Source organism: Acrocarpospora sp. B8E8 (assembly GCF_039871605.1).
GTDB lineage: Bacteria > Actinomycetota > Actinomycetes > Streptosporangiales > Streptosporangiaceae > Acrocarpospora > Acrocarpospora macrocephala.
In genome coordinates, this window is record NZ_JBDPLV010000005.1 from 65556 (window position 1) to 84642 (window position 19087).

Here is a 19087-nt window from a genome sequence, read left to right on the forward strand (position 1 = left end):
AAGTCAGGCGAAGACCCGTACGGGATTCTCGATCAGCGCGAGGAACTCGGCCATCCAGCGAGCCGCGACCGTGCCGTCGATCGGACGGTGGTCGACGGAGAGGACGAAGCGGATGGTCGTGCCGGGGACGACGGCGCCGTTGTCGACCACGGGTTCCGTTCGGGCGGCGCCCACCGACAGGATCGAGGATTGCGGCGGGTTGATGATGGCGGCGAACTCCTCGGTGCCGAACATGCCCATGTTGGTGACCGTGACGGTGCCACCCTCCAGCTCGTGCTGCCGCAACCGGCCGTTGCGCGCGCTGTCGGCGTAGCGTCGCGTCGTCTCGGCGACGGCCGTGATCGGCATCGTGTCCACCTCGCGAAGCACCGGGGTCACCAGGCCGGTGTCGGTGGCCACGGCGACCGCGACGTCCACGTGGGTGAATCGGCGGACGGCGTCCGGGGTCCACATGGCGTTCATCTCGGGAATGAGCACGTGCGCGCGGGCGACCGCCTTGATCACCAGGTCGTTCACCGAGATCTTCGGTGATCCCGGACGGTTGAGCTGGGTCCGGGCGGCCAGCAGCTGTTCCGCGCGGGCGGTTCCGCGGACGTAGAAGTGCGGTGTGGTCTGCTTGCTCTCCACCAGCCGCGTGGCGATGGCCCGGCGGACACGGCTGTGCGGTACCTCCACGTAGCCGGCCGGTTCCGCCGCAGGGAGCGGTGGTGGGGTCGCCGCCGGTGTGCGCGGGGCCGCTGAGTTCACCCGGGCGAGAGCTTCTTCCACGTCGCGTCTGACGATCCGGCCCCGTGGCCCGGTGCCGTTGATCTGGTCGATTGTCAGACCGCCCTGGCGGGCGAGCCGGCGTGCCAGCGGGCTGGCGAAGACCCGCTGCGGTGTGTTGTCCGCACCATGAGTTTCGTGCCGCCCTTCCACGGCGCGGCCGTTCGGGGCCGCGCCGGTGACGCCGAGGTCGGTGAGCAGGGCGTCGATGTCCGGCGGCTGTTCTCCTGGAGAGCCGAGCAGGGCGATCGGCGTGCCGACGGCGACCTCGGTGCCGGCGGGCACGAGCCGCTTGAGGAGGACGCCGTCGCTTTCCGCCTCGATCTCGATGGACGCCTTCTCGGTCTCGATGACGACGATGGCGGCGTTGACGGTGTACGGGGCGTTCTCGGCGATCGGCCATTCGGACACGACGGCGCTGGTGGCACCGGCCGCCGGTTCTGGCATGCGAAGAAGAGTGGCCATGGGTCCTGGTCCTGGTCCGTGGGCTCAGCGCCGGGGCGCGAGCGTGCCGTCGGTGGTCATGTCGCGGAGCGCGGCGGCGACTTCCTCGGTGCGGGCGATGGCCGCGCGTTCGAGGACCTTGCTGATACTCGGCGACGCCTCGCCGCCGGTCACCCGCCGGACCGGCTGGTCGAGCCAGTCGAAGTACCGCCGCTGGATCTCGTCGGCGAGCCAGGCGCCGTAGGCGGTGCCGATCGCCCCCTGCTCGACGATGAGCACGTTGTTCGTCTTCATCACGCTGGCCCCGACGGTGTCCCAGTCGAGGCTGGCCCGGTCCAGCCAGCGCAGGTCGATGATCTCCGGGTCGATCCCGTCGACCAGTTCGGCGGCGTCCAGGCAGTGGGCGACCATCGACAGGTAGGAGAGCACGGTCACGTCGCGGCCCGGCCTGCGCACGGCCGCGCTCCCGACCGGGATGTGGTAGTCGAGATCGTCCACCGGGCCGGTGCCGGCGCTCGCGTACAGGTCGACGTGCTCGATGACCACCACGGGGTCGTCGCAGTGGAGCGCGGTGTTCATCAGGCCCACGTAGTCGAAGGGGGTGCTGGGCGCGACGATCCGCCATCCGGGCGAGGTGGCGAAGATCCCGGCCGGATCCATGGAGTGCTGCGAGCCGTACCCGGTGCCGGTGCCCACCTTGCTGCGCAGCACCAGCGGCACCGTGTTGTCGCCGCCGAACATGTGCCTGGCCTTGCCGATCTGGTTGAACAGCTGGTCGGCCGCCACCCAGAGGAAATCGGCGTACATGAACTCCACGACCGGGCGGAAGCGCCGGTCGAGTGCCAGGCCGCCGGCCAGGCCGGCGAAGGCGTTCTCGCTGATGGGGGTGGCGAGCACCCGGTCGGGGAACGCCTCGGCCAGGCCCTTGGTGGCGCCGTTGGTGCCGCCCTTCAGGCGGTGCACGTCCTCGCCCATGACCACGATGGAGTCGTCGGTCGCCATCCGGCGGGCCATCACCTCGGCGACCACGTCGATGAACTTGCGCTCGGCCAGCGCGCCGGAGAACGTGGCCGCCTCCTCATACCGGACGTCGGGCCCGAACTCCGACAGATCACCGCGGATGCCGACGTCCCGGAAGTCGGGCTGCGGCCACTCCCGCGGCCGGATGCGGCGCTGGCCCGGCTTGCCGCCGGGGAGGGCTTCGAGCAGCTGGTCGCCGATCATCCGCATGGTGGCGTCGGCCAGGTCGGCCGCCTTCTTGACCTCCTCGCCGGTGAGTACGCCCCGGCGGGCGAGGTGCCCCGTCATCAGATCGATGGGGTCGCGCTGCCGCCACTGCCGCTCCTCCTCCTTGGAGCGGTAGCCGAACGCGCTGCCCGGGAAGGGGCCGTTCTGGTGGTAGTACCGGTACAGGTCGGCCTCGATGATGGTCGGCCCGTGGCCCGCGCGCATGTGCGCCAGCGCCTCGCCCATGGCCAGGTGTGTCGCGAGCGGATCCATGCCGTCCACCCGCCAGCTGGGGATGGCGAAGCCCAGTCCGCGTACGGACAGCCGGGGTTCCGCGGTCACCTCGCGGACGTGGGTGGAGACCGCGTACTGGTTGTTCTCGATGAAGAAGCAGACCGGGAGGGACCAGGCTGCGGCCAGGTTGAAGCTCTCCAGGACGGAGCCGATGTTGGCGGCCCCGTCGCCGAAGTAGGCGACCGAGACCGCGTCGGTGCCGGCGTGCCGGTGCGCCCAGGCGAAGCCGGCCGCCTGGGGGACGCCGCCGCCGACGATGGCGTTGGTCCCCATGGCCCCGGCCTCTCGCCACTGCAGGTGCATGGATCCACCCCGGCCCCGGCAGAACCCGCGGGCCAGGCCGCAGATCTCGGCCAGCGTCCGGGTGAGCAGCTCGGTGACCGCCGGGGCCAGGTCCTCGCGTGGATCCCAGCCGCCGGGGAGGACGTGCCCCAGCGCCTTGGCCAGGAACTGGTGGTGGCCGCGGTGCGAGCCGGTGATGGTGTCCGCCGAGGTCAGGGAGATGATCGACCCGACCGCCCCCGCCTCCTGGCCGACGCTGGAATGGGCGGGGCCGTGGACCAGACCGGCCCCCGCCAGTTCGAGGACGTACTGCTCGAAGGAGCGGATCAGCACGAGCTGCCCGAACATCGCGCGCAGCAGGCCGGGGTCGGCCGCGTCCCAGTCCGCCTCGGTGGTGGTCAGCTCCAACCAGGGCGTGGGCGCGGCGAGGTCCTGGTGTGTGGTCATGTGTGTTTTCTCCAGGTGACAAGCCAGGGGGCGCCGACGCTCCGCCGTGTGACCGGGACCGGTCCTGGCACCCCCTCCGCGATCCGCGGTTGTTTCCGACCTTCGCACAGATTGGATCCGATCTCATACTCCCGTTATGTCTTCGTAACGGAAGAATGCGGCTCCATCATTGACTTTCCCTGGTTTAGGCGACAAAGCTACCGACTCACGACGCCACATTGGATCCATCCGAGATCGAAGTGCGGCAGCGGAAACATCAACGAAACAGATTGCGGAGGTGGGGACATGGGTGAGGGGGGCGCCACGGGATTGCCGGGGCTCGTCGGCCTGGACCACGTCGGTCTGACCGTTCCCGACATCGACCAGGCCACGGAGTTCCTCGTCGACATGCTCGGGTGCGAGTACCTCTACCCGCTCGGCCCTCGGTCGGACGGCGGGGACTGGATGGCCACCCATCTCAACGTGCACCCCCGGGCCCGGGTGGACAAGCTGCGGTTCTTCCGCTGCGGCACCCAGCCGGTCTTCGAGGTCTTCGAGTACGAGGCCCCCGACCAGGTGAGCACCCCGCCCCGCAACAGCGACGTCGGCGGGCATCACCTCGCCCTGTACGTCGAGGACATCGACGCGGCGGTGGCGTACCTGCGCTCCCGCGGCGTGACCGTGCTCGGCGGCCCCAACGCCAGCGACGGCCCGCACGCGGGACAGCGCTGGGTGTACTTCCTCGCCCCCTGGGGCGCCCAGTTCGAGCTGGTCTCCTACCCGAACGGCCGGGCCTGGTACCTGCGGGAGAGCGAGGCGGTGCGGGGATGACCGAAACCCGTCCGTTCGCGGACCCGGCGCCCGACGCGAGCGGCGCGGCGACCAGCGTGATGAGCCACCGGATCGCCGAGCACCTGCGCGAGCAGATCCTCTCCGGAGCGCTCAAGCCGGGCGCGCGCGTCCTGCAGGAGGAGGTCGCCCGGGAGTTCGGCGCGAGCCGCCTGCCGGTCCGGGAGGCGCTCCGCATCCTGCACTCCCAGGGCCTGGTGACCCTCAAGGCCAACAGCGGCGCGTGGGTCTCCGAAATGAACGCGGAGGAGTGCGATGTCACCTACAAGATCCGTGAACGGCTCGAACCCCTGGCCCTGACCGAGAGCATCCCGCACCTGTCCGCCGACACGGTCCGGCGCCTGGAGGAGATCCAGGACGAGATCGAGGCGAACACCAGCCTGGACCGATTCCTCCACCTCGACCGGGAGCTGCACCTCCTGTCCTACTCGGGGAACCCGTACAAGGAACTCCGGGACATGATCGAGAGGTTGTGGAACATCACCCAGCCGTACCGGCGCGCCTACGTCGAGCGCGCGGGCCACCAGCGGAGCTGGGTGATCAACGCGGAGCACCGACTCCTCATCGACGCGATCCGGCGTGCCGACACGACGGACGCGGAGCGCCTGCTGGCCGGCCACATCCGCCGTACCCGGATCGCGCTCCTGCCGGTAATCGAACGCAACTCCACAGGCCGTTGACCGCGCCGGACGCGGCGCCTACCGCGTCCGGCGCGCCTACGGCGAGCGGTGATCCCCCGGGATCAGAAGTCCCGGGAGCGCCCTCACGTGGCCGTCCTTCCACAAACGGTCAGTACACGAAGAACGACATCACCACCCACGCAAAGCAGGACTCCATGTCATACCACAGCAAGAAGGCCAGTCGTGTACTGACCCTTTTCGCGGCCACCGCCCTCACCCTGACCTCCTGTTCGAGCACGGAATCCGGAACCGGCGACACGAGCGCGGCGCCGGGCACCGACGCGGGCGGCGAGGTCGGCTACTCCGAGTCGTTCCTCACCGACGCCTTCCAGGTGCAGCTGGTCAAGCAGCTCACCGACCAGGCCAAGGCAGGCGGCGTCAACCTGCTGCCCGCGGTCAACGCCGACGGCGACGCGGCCAAGCAGAACGCCGACATCACGACCCTGCTCGGGCGCGGCGTCAAGGGCCTGATCGTGGTCCCGGTCGACAGCAAGGCCGTCGTGCCGGCCATCACCCGGGCCAACAGCAAGAACGTTCCCGTGGTGTCAGTCGACCTCGGCGCCGAGGCGGGCAAGATCTACATGGTGGTCCGCGCCGACAACGTGTACATGGGCAAGGCCGCCTGCGAGTACATGGGCAAGCAGATCAACGGTGCGGGCACCGTACTGGACCTCCAGGGCGACCTGGCCACCTCCAACGGCCAGGATCGCAGCAAGGGCTTCACCACCTGCATGGCCGAGCAGTTCCCCGGCGTCAAGGTCATCTCCAAGCCGATGAACTGGAAGCCGGACGAGTGCGCCACCCAGGCGCAGACGGTGCTGAGCACCGAGAAGATCGACGGCGTGTTCATGGGCAGCGAGTCGGTCTGCCTGGCCGGCGTGCAGCAGACGCTGCGCACCCAGGGCAAGCTGACCAAGGTCGGCGAGGCCGGCCACATCGTCAGCGTCGGCATCGACGGCTCGAAGGCCGCCCTGGACGCGGTGCGGGAGGGCACCCTGGACGCGGTCATCTCGCAGCCGCTGGACCTCTACGCCAAGTACGGCATCCAGTACATCAAGGACGCGATGGCGGGGAAGGCCTACCAGCCAGGCCCCACCGACCACAACAGCACGATCGTCCAGGCCGGTGAGTCCCTTCAGGATCTGCTGCCCTCGCCCACGGTGACCAAGGAGAACGTGGACGACGCGAGCCTGTGGGGCAACGGCTGACCCCCCTCCCGGTGATGTCCGGTGGCGTGTCCGCCCAGGCGGCGCGCCACCGGGGATGATCCAGAACCCAAGGAAGGAGGGTGCGGAGCAATGCCACAGGCCATCGTGGTCGACCAGGTGTCCAAGGCGTTCGGCCCCACGCAGGCGCTGTCTCAGGTGTCCCTCACCGTCAACCGGGGCGAGTCGCGCGCGCTGATCGGCAAGAACGGGGCGGGCAAGTCGACGCTCATGTCGATCCTCACCGGCCTCACCCAGCCGGACAGCGGATCGGTCCGCGTGCTCGCCGACGACGCGGACGCCTCGACTGTCGGGTGCGTGTACCAGCGCAGCACGCTGATCCCCGCCGCCACCGCGGCCGAGAACATCGCGCTGGCCAGGTTCCCGCGGTCGCGGGCCGGGCTCATCCGCTGGCCGGAGGTGACTCGCCAGGCCACCGAGCTGCTCGCCGAATGGGAGTACGCCGACCTGGCCGACACGCCGGTCGAGCAACTGGAGCCGCTCGAACGGAAGGTCGTCGAGATCTGCCGGGTGCTCTCCCAGGGGCCGCGGGTGCTGCTGCTCGACGAGCCGACCGCCGGCCTGGACCGGGGCGCCTCGCAGCGCCTGTTCGGCCACATCGAGAAGGCCCGCGCCCGGGGTGTGACGATCATCTATGTCTCGCACCACCTGCACGAGATCTTCGAGGTCTGCGACTCCGTCAGCGTGCTGCGCGACGGCCGGCTGGTGCTGACCGACCAGCTCACCCGGATGACCGTGCCCGACCTGGTCGACGCCATGGTCGGTGAGGCGGCCGCGGGCCCGGCGGTGGCAGGCCGGCGCGAGACCGCGCCCGACCTGTCCCGCCCGCCCGTTCTGGTCGCCGCCGGGGTCACCGCCCCCAAGCTCAACGGCGTCGACCTCGGCCTGCGGCCGGGCGAGTGCGTCGGCCTGACCGGCCTGGACGGCGCCGGGCACATGCAGCTCGCCGAGGTGCTCACCGGCCAGCGCCCGATCGAGGCGGGCACCGTCACCCTGGACGGCCGGCCGCTGTCGCTCGGCGACATCCGCGGCTGCCTCCAGGCCGGCATCGGGTTCACCCCTGAGGACCGGCACATCAGCGGGTACGTGCCCGCGCTCAGCGTGGCGGAGAACGCGACGCTGACCATCATGTCGCGGTTCGCCAACCGGTTCCGGCTGATCAGCGGGGGGCGGCGGGACGCGTTCTACTCGCGGCTCGCCGACGAGTGGAACATCAAGGCGTACGGCGCCGCGCAGCTCACCGAGGAGCTCAGCGGCGGCAACCAGCAGAAGGTCGTGCTGGCCCGCTCGGTGGCCACGGACCCGAAGGTGCTGGTCCTGGTCAACCCCACCGCCGGGGTGGACGTGTCGGCGAAGAACTCGATCTACGGCACGATCGAGGCGCTCCGGCGGGACGGGCGGGCGGTTCTGATCGTGACGTCCGACGACGCGGACCTGGAGGTCTGCGACCGCGTCGTCGTCATGGTCCACGGGGAGGTGTCGGCGGAACTGCGGCACCCCTTCACCGAAGGCATGATCGCCGCGGCCGTGCAGGGCGGCGGCGCCGTACCGGACCGGCGTCTGCCTGGAGAGGAAGATTCACAGTGAGTGCACTATCACCGAAGAAGCTGGCGCCCGAGAGAGCCGCGGTGGGCGGGCCGCCGTCGCATGCCGCGCGGCGCGGGCGCAGGTCCGTCGACCCCGTCGTGCTCACCCTGCTGCCCATCATCGTGCTCGCGGTGATCGTGGGCGCCGTGGTGAACCCCGCCTTCCTCACCACCACCAACATCATCGACAACATCATCACCACCTCGGCCGTGCTCGGCGTGCTGGTGATCGCCGAGAGCCTCATCCTGATCGGCGGCTACTTCGACCTGTCGTTGCAGTCGACCGTGGGCTTCGCGCCGATGCTGCTGGCCGTTCTGGTCTCCAGCGCCGCCGACAACGGGGTCGGCCTGCCGTTCGGGGTGGGCCTGCTGATCACGATCCCGGCGGTGCTGCTGATCGGCCTGGCCAACGGGCTGATGATCGCCAAGATGAAGCTCAACGCGTTCATCGTGACGCTCGCCATGCTGATCCTGCTGCAGGGCCTGACCATCGGCCTGTCCGGCGGGCAGACCTACGCGGTGCTGCCGCGGGCCATGACCTACCTGGGCGACGGCGTCATCCTCGGCCTCCCGGTGCAGGCGTGGATCTTCGTGCTCGCCTTCGCCGCCGCGTACGTGTTCATGAAGTTCACGCCGACCGGCCGGAGCATCTACGCGATGGGCGGCAACCTGGAGGCGGCGCGGGCCGCCGGGATCCGCACCACCCGGCTGACCATCGGCGTGCTGGTGTTCGGCAGCCTGCTGGCCGCCCTCGCCGGGCTGATGCTGACCGGCCGGATCGCGTCGGTGACCGCCAACCAGGGCGACGGCCTGATCTTCACGGTGTTCGCCGCCGCCGTCATCGGCGGGATCAGCTTGAACGGCGGCCGGGGCAACCTGATCGGCGCCGGGCTTGGCGTGATCCTGCTCGGTGTGATCCAGAACATCCTCACGCTCTCCAATGTGCCCTCGTTCTGGATCAACGCCGCGTACGGGGCGATCATCCTGGCCGCGCTACTTGTCGGGTGGCTTTCCCAGCACCGGTTCTCGGGCGGAAGGAAAACGGCGTGAGCGCAGGTCAATGGCCAACCGGCACGATGCCGGCCCTGGTGTTCACCGCCCCCGGGGTCCTGGCGGTGGAGCGCGTGCCCGTGCCGTCCCCGGCGGCGGGCGAGGTCCTGGTCCTGGTCCGGTACCTGGGCGTCTGCGGCACCGACGTGCACCTGCTCGACGGCAGCAGCGCGTACGTGGTGGGCGGTCTCACCCACTTCCCGATCAGGTTCGGCCACGAGTGGGCCGGTGAGGTCGTCGCGGTCGGGCCTTCGGTCCCCGCCGACCTGGTCGGCGAGCGGGTGGTGGGCGAGCCGTTCCTGTCCTGCGGCCAGTGCCTGACCTGCCGCGGCGGCCACTACAACCTGTGCCCCAACCGGTACGAGCTGGGCGTCCGGGGGAGCGTGCCCGGCGCGGCGGCGCATTACCTGCGGATCCCGGCGTCCAACGTGCATGTCATTCCCGCGACGGTGGAGACCGCGCACGCGCTGCTGGCCGAGCCGCTGGTGACCGTGCTCAACGCCTTCGAGCAGGCCGCCGCCCAGCCGGGGGAGGCCGTCGCCGTGCTCGGCACCGGCACGCTCGGCCTGCTCGCGGTGCAGGTCGGCGTGGCGATGCACTGCCCGGTCGACGTCGTGGGCATCGACCCGGCGGGCCTGGCGGCGGCGCGCGAGCTCGGCGCCCGCGCGGTCTGGACGCCGGACGACGCGCCCGAGGGCGCCTACCAGATCGTGATCGAGGCCACCGGGTCGGCCGCGATCGGTCCGGTGCTGACCCGGATCGCCGGCATTGCCGGGCGGATCCTCCAGGTCGGCATCCCCGGCAGGCCGGTCGACGGGGTCGATCTGGCGGCCTTCGTCACCAAGGGGCTCCGGCTCTCCGGAGTGCTCGGCGGGGTCGACCTGATGCCCCGGGCGCTGCACCTGATCGCCAGCGGCGCGGTCACCCCCACCGCGCTGATCGAGCAGGTGCTCCCGGTCGCCGACGCGCGCCAGGCGTTCGAGCGGATGCGCGAGCCCGGGCGGGCCAAACCCAAACTCGTCATCGACCTGTCGGATCTCCAGGGGGAGGGCTCCGCGTGAGGCACGTGAAGAAGATCGAGGTCGGCTGGATCGGCGCCGGGCGGATGGGCGCCGCGATGGTCCGGCGGTTGCTGCTGGCCGGTCACCCGGTGGCGGTGTGGAACCGTACGCCGGAGAAGGCCGAGCCGCTGCGGGCGGCGGGCGCGCGGATCGCCACCGAGCTGGGGGAGGCGGCCGCCTGCCCGGTGACCGTCACCAGTCTGGCGGCCTCCGCCGACCTGGAGGAGGTGGTGGGGCGGCTGCTGGACGCGCCGGTCCGCCCGTTCGTGCTGGTGGACACCTCCACGGTGTCGGTCGCGTCCTCGCGCCGGGTGCGGGAGGCGGCGGCCGAGGTGGGGGTGCCGTTCCTGTCCGCGCCGGTCAGCGGCAATCCGTCGGCGATCGAGGCGGGCACCGCGTCGTTCGTGTGCTCGGGGTCCCGGGAGGCGTACGAGCGGGCGCGGGGTGTGCTGGCGGCGATCGGGCGCGCGGCCACCTACGCAGGCGCGGCCGACGAGGCCCGGCTGCTGAAGATCTGCCACAACCTGCTGCTCGCCGTGACCACCCAGGGGCTGGCCGAGGTCGTCGTGCTGTGCGAGCGGCTCGGCGTCGAGCGTGGCGCGCTGCTGGACTTTCTCAACGAGAGCGTGGTCGGCTCCGCCTTCACCCGCTACAAGACCGACGCCGTCCGCCGGATGGACCTGACGCCGACGTTCACGTCCCGGCTGCTGCTCAAGGACGTCGACCTCGGCCTGGCCGAGGCGACAGCCGGACAGGTGCCGCTGCCGCTCGTCGCGATGGTCCGCACCCTGCTGGTCTCCGCCATCGCGCAGGGCCACGGCGAGGAGGACTTCCTGTCGCTGCTCGCCGTCCAGGCCCGCGCCGCCGACCTCGACCTGCGTTCAGAGCAAGGGGATATCGAATGACCACCACACCCGCCACCCTCGACCCGAACGCCATCGGCGCGCCCGGCCACATGGGCGTCGACTTCGAGACCCGGGTCGACTTCACCCGGCTGCGCGACTACCGCCTGGCCCGCGCCCGCGCCGCCCTGGAGGCCTCCGACCTGGGCGCCATGCTCGTCTTCGACGTGAACAACATCCGCTACCTGACCGGTTCCGTGATCGGCGAGTGGTCGCGGGACAAGATGACCAGGTACGCCCTGCTGGTCCGGGGCCGCGAGCCCGTCCTGTGGGACTTCGGCTCGGCGGCCAAGCACCACAAGCTGTACGCGCCGTGGCTGCTGCCGGAGAACTGCCGGGCCGGCATGGTCGGCCTGCGCGGCGCGGTGGCCCCGGAGGTCGGCCTGTTCACCCGCGCCGTCCAGGAGATCCGCGACCTGCTCGTCGAGGCCGGCCAGCAGGACGCCCCGGTCGGCGTGGACATCGCCGAGCCGCCGCTGCTGCTGGCGATACAGGAGGCGGGCCTGACCGTGGCCGACTGCCAGCAGGTCATGCTGGAGGCCCGGCAGATCAAGAGCATCGACGAGGTACTGCTGCTCAACCAGGCGGCGGCCATGGTGGACGGCGTCTACCAGCGGATCGCCGACGCGCTCAAGCCGGGCGTCCGGGAGAACGACCTGGTGGCGCTGGCCAACGCGTACCTCTACCAGATGGGCTCCGACGACGTCGAGGCGATCAACGCGGTCTCCGGCGAGCGGTGCAACCCGCACCCGCACAACTTCACCGACCGGATCATCCGGCCGGGGGACACCTGCTTCTTCGACATCATCCAGTCCTACAACGGCTACCGCACCTGCTACTACCGCACGCTGAACGTCGGCTCCTCGACCCCGGCGCAGCGGGACGCGTACACCAAGGCCCGCGAGTGGATCGACGCCGCGATCGAGCTGGTCAAGCCCGGTACCTGGACCGACGAGATCGCCCGGGCCTGGCCGACCGCGCAGGAGTTCGGCTTCGCCTCCGAGATGGACGCGTTCGGCCTGCAGTTCGGGCACGGCCTCGGCCTCGGCCTGCACGAGCGGCCGATCATCTCGCGGCTCAACTCGATCGAGCATCCGGTCCGGATCGAGGAGGGCATGGTCTTCGCGCTGGAGACCTACTGCCCGGCGACCGACGGCAGGTCGGCCGCCCGCATCGAGGAGGAGGTCGTGGTGACCTCCGCGGGGGCGAAGGTCATCACCCTGTTCCCGGCGCAGGACCTCTTCGTCGCGAACCCGTACTAGGAGCCAACCCCCATGACCTACCACGATCTGCTGGCCACCTGCTGGACCACGGCCGGTGACGCCGTCCCGCTGCCCGGCAGGGACGCCAGCCCGATCCCGCTGCCGGCCAGGATCGAGCAGGCGGCCCGTGCGGGATTCACCGGCTTCGGGCTGATGCACCTCGACCTGGAGGAGTTCCTCCGCACGTCGGACCTGCCGACGGTGCGCAAGATCCTCGATGACAACGGCATCCGCCACCTGGAGCTGGAGTTCCTGACCGACTGGTGGCTGGATGACGGCGAGCGCGCCGAGTCCGACCGGGTCCTGGCGCTGCTGCTGGAGGCGTCCGAGGCGCTGGCGCCGCACCACGTCAAGATCGGCCCCGACATCGGCGGAGGCCCCTTCGACCTGGCTCGCTACGCCGCCGGGTTCCACCGGGTCTGTGAGGCGTTCGCCCAGGCCGGGACCACCGTGGCGGTGGAATTCATGCCGTTCTCCAACATCAACACCCTGGCCCGCGCGGTCGAGCTGGTGACGACGGCCGGGCACCCGGCCGGAGGCCTGATGCTCGACCTGTGGCACGTCGAGCGCGGGGCCGCCACCTTCGACGAGCTCGCCCGCCTGCCGCTCGACTTGGTCAAGGGCGTTGAGCTCGACGACGGCGCCGCGCAGCAGGTCGGCGACGGATACACCGACACCGTGCTGCGGCGGCGGCTCTGCGGCCAGGGCGACTTCCGGGTCGTCGAATTCATCAACCTGCTGCGGGACCTCGGCTGGGCGGGGCCGTGGGGCGTGGAGATCCTCTCCGAGACCTACCGGGTGCTCCCGCTGGAGAACGCCGTCCCGGCGGCGTACGCCACGGCGGCCCGCCAGTTCGACGCGGCGGACGCGATCCACCAGGCGAGCGGAAGGACCTGAACCATGCGACTCACCGACAAGATCGCCATTGTCACCGGCGCCGCCAGCGGCATCGGCGCGGCCACCGCCGAGCGGTTCGCCGCCGAGGGCGCCGTCGTGTACGCCGCCGACATCGCGGCGGACCCCCGCGACGACGGCCGCACCTTCTACCGCAGGCTCGACGTCGCCGACCTGGACTCCTGGGGCACGCTGGTCGCCGAGATCGCCGACCGGCACGGGCGGATCGACGTGCTCTTCAACTGCGCCGGTTTCGTCGGCTCCTACGACTCGCTGACCGAGATCGACCTGGACGACTGGCACCGCATCGTGGCCGTCAACCAGACCGGCGTCTTCTACGGCATGCGCTCGGTGATCCCCGTGATGCGGCAGGCCCGCGCCGGGGCCGTGGTCAACATGTCCTCCGCGTGGGGGCTGATCGGCTCGGCGGGAGTCTCGGCGTACCAGGCGGCCAAGGGCGCCGTGACGGTGATGACCAAGAACGCGGCCATGTCCTACGCCGCCGACGGCATCCGGGTCAACTCGGTGCACCCCGGCCTGATCACCACGCCGATGACCGACGCCCAGGACCCGGAGATCTCGGCCGAGCTGGTACGGCAGACGCCCCTCGGCCGGGCCGGCCGAGCCGACGAGGTGGCCAGCGCCGCCCTGTTCCTCGCCTCCGACGAGGCGTCCTTCATCACCGGGGCGCAGCTCGTCGTCGACGGCGGCCTGATCGTGCACTGAGCCCATGACGATCTCCGATACCTCCGCCAGGCGCAGGGCCGTGGTGGTGCACCGGCGGGACGGCGGCCTGACGGTCAGCTGCGACCTGCTGCCCGTCCCGCCGATCGAGGGCGCCGCCCTGCGCGTCCGCCCCGAATACGTCGGCATCTGCGGGTCCGATCTCGAGCAGATCTTCGGCGAGATGGACCCGAGTTTCGAGGTGACCTTCCCGCACGTGCTCGGCCACGAGTGGTCCGGCGTGGTCGTCGCGGCCGGTCCCGCCGCCGCCCGCTTCCGGCCGGGCGACCGGGTGATCGGGCACGGCGCGCTCGGCGGCAACATCTGGTTCGGGGTGTCCACCGACGGCGCGATGGCCGACACCTTCCTGGTCCCCGAGGCGATGTGCTTCGCCGTGCCCCCCACCGTGTCCTCGCTGCGCGCCGCCCTGGTCGAACCCCTGGCCTGCTGCCTGCAGGCCCTGCGCACGGCCGGCGGGGTGGACGCCGGACACACCGTGGCGATCTTCGGATGCGGCGCCATCGGCCTGTCGATGGTGGGCCTGGCCCGCAGCCTCGGCGCCCGGGTCGTCGCCGTCGACCGCAGCCCGCACCGGCTGGGCATCGCCGCCCGGCTCGGCGCGGACCACTGCGTCGAGGCGGGCGACGACACCGCCGCCACCGTCCTGGACACGCTGGGCGGGCGCGGCGCCGACCTGGTGGTCGAGGCGTCCGGCGCGCCCGCGGCCCAGGTCGCGGCCCTCGAGGTCACCGCGCAGGACGCCCGGGTGCTGTTCATGGGACTGGCGCACCGGCGCTCCGACCAGGTGTCCCTGCACCAGATCCAGAACAGGAACCTGCGGCTGCTGTCGTCCACCGGCGCGCCGCCGCACATCTGGGAGCCCACGCTCCGGCTGCTCGACCGCACTGGCCTCAACCTGGAACCCCTGGTATCCGACGTGTTCGCCTTCGAGGACTGCGCCGCCGCCCTGGAGGCGGCCAGGGACGCCACCGCACACGCCAAGGTCATGCTCAGCCCGGACGGAGGCCGCCGGTGAGCCTGATGTTCACGCCGCTCACCATCCGCGGCACGACCTTCCGCAACCGCGCCTGGGTGTCCCCGATGTGTCAGTACGCGGCCGTGGACGGCCTGGTGTCGGACTGGCACCTGGTCCACCTGGGCGGCCTGGCGACCGGCGGCACCGGGCTGATCGTCGCCGAGTCCACCGGGGTCACCCCCGAGGGCCGGATCAGCCCGTACTGCGCGGGCATCTGGACCGACGAGCAGACCGAGGCGTGGGCGCGGATCGTCCGCTTCGTCCACGACCAGGGGACACCCATCGGCCTCCAACTCGCCCACGCCGGGCGGAAGGCGTCCACCTCGGCGCCGTGGACCGGCGAGCGGTGGGTGCCGTACGCCGACGGCGGCTGGCCGACCATCGGGCCGTCACCCGTCCCGTACGGCGACCTCCCCGCCCCCAGGGAGATGACCGAGGGTGACCTCGACGCCGTGCGCGACGCCTTCGCCGCCGCCGCGGAACGCGCCGTGCACGCCGGATTCGACTTGATCGAGATCCACGCCGCCCACGGCTACCTGCTGCACGAGTTCCTTTCCCCGCTGACCAACCTGCGTACGGACCGGTATGGCGGCTCGTACGACAACCGGGTCCGCTACCCCCTGGCGGTCGCCGCCGCCGTCCGCGAGGCGTGGCCGCAGGACCGCCCCCTGCTGGTCCGCCTCTCGGTCACCGACTGGGTGCCCGGCGGCTGGGACCCGGAGTCGTCGATCGAGCTGGCCAGGCGGCTGGCCGCCCTCGGCGTCGACCTCGTCGACTGCTCCTCGGGCGGGCTCGTCCCCGACGCCGCCATCCCGGCCGACGGCATGTACCAGAGCGACCTGGCCGAGGCGGTGCGCCGGGACGCGGGCGTCCGCACCGCCGCCGTGGGCAGGATCACCGACCCGGAGCAGGCCGAGACCGTGCTCGCCTCGGGCGCGGCCGACGCCGTCTTCATCGGCCGGGCCATGCTCCGCAACCCGCGCTGGCCGCTGGCCGCCGCCGCGGCGGTCGGGGCCGACCTGCCCTGGCCGGTCCGGTACGCGCGGGCCAAGCCCACCTACCCGAACGTGGAGAATTCGTGAAAATCAGATCCGAACTGTTCATCGGCGGCGAATGGGTGACCGGGACTGCCACGCTGCCGGTGCAGGACCCCGCGCTGGGCGAGACGATCACCGAGGTCGCCGTGGCCGGCGAGCGGGAGTGCGCCCAGGCGGTCGACGCGGCCGCCGCCGCCCTCCGGCCGTGGGCCGCCCGCGCTCCCAGGGAACGCGCCGAGATCCTGCGTCGCGCGTACGAGCTGATGACGGACGAGGCGGACGAGATCGCCCGGCTCATCGTCAGGGAGAACGGCAAGGTATTCGCCGACGCCAAGTCCGAGGTGGTGTACGCCGCCGAGTTCTTCCGCTGGTTCGCCGAGGAGGCCGTCCGGATCAAGGGCGACTACCGGCTCGCGCCCGGCGGCGACAAGCGCATCATCGTCACCCATCAGCCGATCGGGGTGTCGCTGCTCATCACGCCGTGGAACTTCCCGGCGGCGATGGCCACCCGCAAGATCGGCCCCGCGCTCGCGGCGGGCTGCTCGGTGGTGCTCAAACCGGCCACCGAGACCCCGCTGACGGCGCTCGCCATCGCCGACGTCCTGGCCCGCGCCGGGGTCCCCGGCGGCGTGGTCAACGTGGTCGTCGCGGCGCCCACCGCCCAGCGGGTACGGGAGATGCTGCACGACCCCCGCGTCACCAACCTCTCCTTCACCGGGTCCACCGAGGTCGGGCGGGTCCTGCTGCACGAGGCCGCCGACCAGGTGGTGCGCACCTCGATGGAGCTCGGCGGCAACGCGCCCTTCCTGGTGCTCGCCGACGCCGACGTCCGGGCCGCCGTGGCCGGGGCGATGGTCGCCAAGCTCCGCAACGGCGGCGCGGCGTGCACCGCCGCCAACCGCTTCTACGTGCACGGCTCCGTCGCCGACGAGTTCACCGCGGAGTTCGCCCGCGCGATGGCCGCCCTGAAGGTGGGCTCCGGCCTCGACCCGGCCAACCAGATCGGCTCGCTCGTCTCCACCACCGAGCGCGGCAAGGTCGCCGACCTGGTCGACCAGGCGGTCGGCGCCGGCGCCCGGCCGGTGACCGGCGGCGCGATCCTCGACGGGCCCGGGGCGTTCTACCCGCCGACGGTCCTCGCCGGAATCGCACCGGACGCCGACATCCTGGACGTGGAGATCTTCGGGCCGGTCGCCCCCATCGTGGTGTTCGACTCCGACGACGAGGCGGTGGCCAGGGCCAACGCGACGCCGTACGGGCTGATCAGCTACGTCTACACCGGGGACTTCCGCCGCGGGCTCCAGATCGCGGAGCGGCTCGACTCCGGCATGGTCGCCCTCAACCGGGGCGTGCTCTCCGACCCCGCGGCGCCGTTCGGCGGCTTCAAGCAGAGCGGGCTCGGCCGGGAAGGCGGATTCGACGGGATCCACGAGTTCCTGGAGACCAAGTACATCGCCGCCGACATCTGACTCGAACCAACGAAAGTGGAGTGACAATGCAGACGAACCTCGAGGGACGGAAGGTCCTGGTCACCGGCGGCGCCTCCGGCATCGGCGCGGCGACCGTCCGCGCGATGCTCGCGGAAGGGGCCGTCGTGGTCGCCGCCGACCACGACGCGGGCCTGCTCGACCAGCTGGAGACCGAGACCAAGGACCGCCCCGGCACCCTGCGCTCGGTCCGCGCCGACCTGTCCACCCTGGACGGCTGCGAGAGCGCGGTCGCCGGCGCCCTCGACGCCCTGGGCGGCCTGGACATCCTCGTCAACAACGTCGGCTCCGGCTCCGTCCGCACCTTCGAGCAGCTCACCGACGACGAGTGGCTGCACACCATGAACCTCAACTTCATGAGCTACGTACGGGTCTCCCGGGCCGCCCTGCCCCACCTGCGCGCCTCGCGGAACTCTCCGGCGATCGTCAACAACGCCTCCGACCTGGCACGTCAGCCGGAGACCCAGCCGATCGACTACGCCGCTTCCAAGGCCGCCGTCCTCGCCGTCACCAAGGGCCTGTCCCGCGCCGAGGGCCCGCACATCCGCGTCAACGCGGTCGCCCCCGGCCCCATCTGGACCCCGTTCTGGACCAAGCCGGGCGGCTTCGCGGACACCCTCGCCGAACTGCACGGCATGGAGCCGATGGCGGCGGTCGAGCACGAGATGAAGCTGCGCCAGCTGCCCCTCCAGCGCCTCGGCACGCCCGAGGAGGTCGCCAACGTCATGGTCTTCCTCGCCAGCCCGCTGTCGGCTTTCGTGACCGGCGCGGTGTGGGGGGTCGACGGCGGGAGCATCCGCGCCCTGTACTAATAGGTCGCCTCAGCCAGCAGGGCACATATGAGACAGGTGGCGTGGAGGGCGATACCGGCTGGTATCGCCGCGACCGCTTGGTGCCCGTGCCGTGCCAATTTTTAGGAGTACACCTTTAAGGACTGTGCTCCTAAAAATTGAAGGTCAAGATGTCGTTTCCGCGGCCATCGGACATGTTCGACCGCGACGGGGAGTGGGACCAGCTCTCGCGGTTCGTCGCCAACGACTCCCAGGGCGCCACACTCGGCGTGGTCTCCGGGTGGCGTGGCAAACGATCGCGTCTTGTTCCATCCTCGCCAGAAAAGTGAACCCGGTTTGCTTTTGAACCCGGTTTGTCTTTAGGCTTGGCTTGTGACCGGATTGAGGGAGCGCAAGAAGGAGCAAACCCGGCAGCGGATCGCTGAGGTGGCCATGCGCCTGTTCGTGGAACGCGGCTACGACGCCGTCACGATCAACGAGATCGCCGCCACCGCCGAGGTTGCCAAAGTGACCTTGTTCAAGTACTTCCCGAGCAAGGAATCGCTTGTCCTCCAAGGCGTGGCCGAAGACGATCTGGCCCAGATCGTCTCCAGCAGGCCGGCTGGCCAGTCGCCCCTCACCGCTCTTCGCACGCACTACCTGGCAACCACGGCGTCCGGCGGCCCGGCCCAGGAACATGGTCGCATTCGAGCAGGTGACGCCGGGCAAGACGATTGCCTTGATCAGGACGAAGGTGCGAGGAAGCAGCAGGACCAGGCCCGGGAAGCGCTCATCACTCGGATGCGAGTGATCTTCGACAACCCCGCCCTCTCCAGCGCGGCCAACGAGTTGCTCTACCGCCAACGCCAAGCCCTGGCCCACGTACTCGCCCAGGACCACGACGAACTGACGGCCACCCTGATGGCAGCCCAGATAACCGCCTCGATCCTGACCATTCAGGAAACGTTCTACCGCCGCCTGGTGGCAGGGGCCACGCTCGCCGAGGCGGGGCGCAAGCTCGGCTCCGACGTCGAACTCGCCTTCAACCTCCTAGAACACGGTTTCGACCAACCGGAAGGACAATGA

Annotated in this window: 17 protein-coding genes; 15 read left to right on the forward strand and 2 right to left on the reverse strand. The window is 70.9% G+C overall.

Going from position 1 to position 19087, the window contains the following annotated elements; genetic code table 11:
- Positions 1-3: 3 nt before the first annotated feature.
- Both ABGB08_RS06565 and ABGB08_RS06570 read right to left on the reverse strand, forming a co-directional pair.
- A complete protein-coding gene (locus ABGB08_RS06565) occupies positions 4-1230 on the reverse strand; it encodes a dihydrolipoamide acetyltransferase family protein (protein WP_347587351.1) in 1227 nt (408 codons plus the stop codon).
- Between the two features lie 24 nt (positions 1231-1254).
- Positions 1255-3459 (reverse strand): thiamine pyrophosphate-dependent enzyme, encoded by a 2205-nt coding sequence (locus tag ABGB08_RS06570; protein WP_347587353.1) that lies wholly within the window; start codon positions 3457-3459, stop codon positions 1255-1257.
- A 285-nt stretch (positions 3460-3744) separates the two neighbouring features.
- On the opposite strand from ABGB08_RS06570, the gene ABGB08_RS06575 reads away from it, so the two are divergent.
- The 15 genes from ABGB08_RS06575 (at position 3745) to ABGB08_RS06645 (ending at position 19087) form a co-directional block, all read left to right on the forward strand.
- Positions 3745-4269 (forward strand): VOC family protein, encoded by a 525-nt coding sequence (locus ABGB08_RS06575; protein WP_347587355.1) that lies wholly within the window; start codon positions 3745-3747, stop codon positions 4267-4269.
- Positions 4266-4967, forward strand: coding sequence for a GntR family transcriptional regulator (locus ABGB08_RS06580; protein ID WP_347587357.1), 702 nt, complete (start codon positions 4266-4268; stop codon positions 4965-4967). The genes ABGB08_RS06575 and ABGB08_RS06580 overlap by 4 nt, the downstream gene beginning before the upstream one ends.
- A 155-nt stretch (positions 4968-5122) precedes the next feature.
- Positions 5123-6175, forward strand: a complete 1053-nt coding sequence (locus ABGB08_RS06585) for a sugar ABC transporter substrate-binding protein (RefSeq protein WP_347587359.1) — start codon at positions 5123-5125, stop codon at positions 6173-6175.
- A 90-nt stretch (positions 6176-6265) separates the two neighbouring features.
- Positions 6266-7780: a sugar ABC transporter ATP-binding protein gene (locus tag ABGB08_RS06590; protein WP_347587361.1), complete on the forward strand. Its 1515-nt coding sequence runs from the start codon at positions 6266-6268 to the stop codon at positions 7778-7780.
- Positions 7777-8829: an ABC transporter permease gene (locus tag ABGB08_RS06595; protein ID WP_347587363.1), complete on the forward strand. Its 1053-nt coding sequence runs from the start codon at positions 7777-7779 to the stop codon at positions 8827-8829. Before ABGB08_RS06590 ends, ABGB08_RS06595 begins: the two co-directional genes overlap by 4 nt.
- Positions 8826-9890, forward strand: coding sequence for an alcohol dehydrogenase catalytic domain-containing protein (locus ABGB08_RS06600; protein ID WP_347587365.1), 1065 nt, complete (start codon positions 8826-8828; stop codon positions 9888-9890). The genes ABGB08_RS06595 and ABGB08_RS06600 overlap by 4 nt, the downstream gene beginning before the upstream one ends.
- A complete protein-coding gene (locus ABGB08_RS06605) occupies positions 9887-10795 on the forward strand; it encodes an NAD(P)-dependent oxidoreductase (protein ID WP_347587367.1) in 909 nt (302 codons plus the stop codon). The genes ABGB08_RS06600 and ABGB08_RS06605 overlap by 4 nt, the downstream gene beginning before the upstream one ends.
- Positions 10792-12054, forward strand: coding sequence for a M24 family peptidase (locus ABGB08_RS06610; RefSeq protein WP_347587369.1), 1263 nt, complete (start codon positions 10792-10794; stop codon positions 12052-12054). The genes ABGB08_RS06605 and ABGB08_RS06610 overlap by 4 nt, the downstream gene beginning before the upstream one ends.
- A 12-nt stretch (positions 12055-12066) precedes the next feature.
- Positions 12067-12951 carry a sugar phosphate isomerase/epimerase gene (locus ABGB08_RS06615; protein WP_347587371.1) on the forward strand — a complete coding sequence of 295 codons (885 nt, stop codon included), beginning with the start codon at positions 12067-12069 and terminating at the stop codon, positions 12949-12951.
- Between the two features lie 3 nt (positions 12952-12954).
- A complete protein-coding gene (locus ABGB08_RS06620) occupies positions 12955-13674 on the forward strand; it encodes an SDR family NAD(P)-dependent oxidoreductase (protein WP_347587373.1) in 720 nt (239 codons plus the stop codon).
- Positions 13675-13678: 4 nt separating this feature from the next.
- Positions 13679-14707, forward strand: coding sequence for a zinc-binding dehydrogenase (locus tag ABGB08_RS06625; RefSeq protein WP_347587375.1), 1029 nt, complete (start codon positions 13679-13681; stop codon positions 14705-14707).
- Between the two features lie 5 nt (positions 14708-14712).
- Positions 14713-15789, forward strand: a complete 1077-nt coding sequence (locus tag ABGB08_RS06630) for an NADH:flavin oxidoreductase/NADH oxidase (protein ID WP_347587671.1) — start codon at positions 14713-14715, stop codon at positions 15787-15789.
- A complete protein-coding gene (locus ABGB08_RS06635; RefSeq protein ID WP_347587377.1) occupies positions 15786-17213 on the forward strand; it encodes an NAD-dependent succinate-semialdehyde dehydrogenase in 1428 nt (475 codons plus the stop codon). The genes ABGB08_RS06630 and ABGB08_RS06635 overlap by 4 nt, the downstream gene beginning before the upstream one ends.
- Before the next feature lie 26 nt (positions 17214-17239).
- Positions 17240-18043 carry an SDR family oxidoreductase gene (locus ABGB08_RS06640; protein WP_347587379.1) on the forward strand — a complete coding sequence of 268 codons (804 nt, stop codon included), beginning with the start codon at positions 17240-17242 and terminating at the stop codon, positions 18041-18043.
- Positions 18044-18394: 351 nt separating this feature from the next.
- Positions 18395-19087, forward strand: a complete 693-nt coding sequence (locus tag ABGB08_RS06645; protein WP_347587381.1) for a helix-turn-helix domain-containing protein — start codon at positions 18395-18397, stop codon at positions 19085-19087.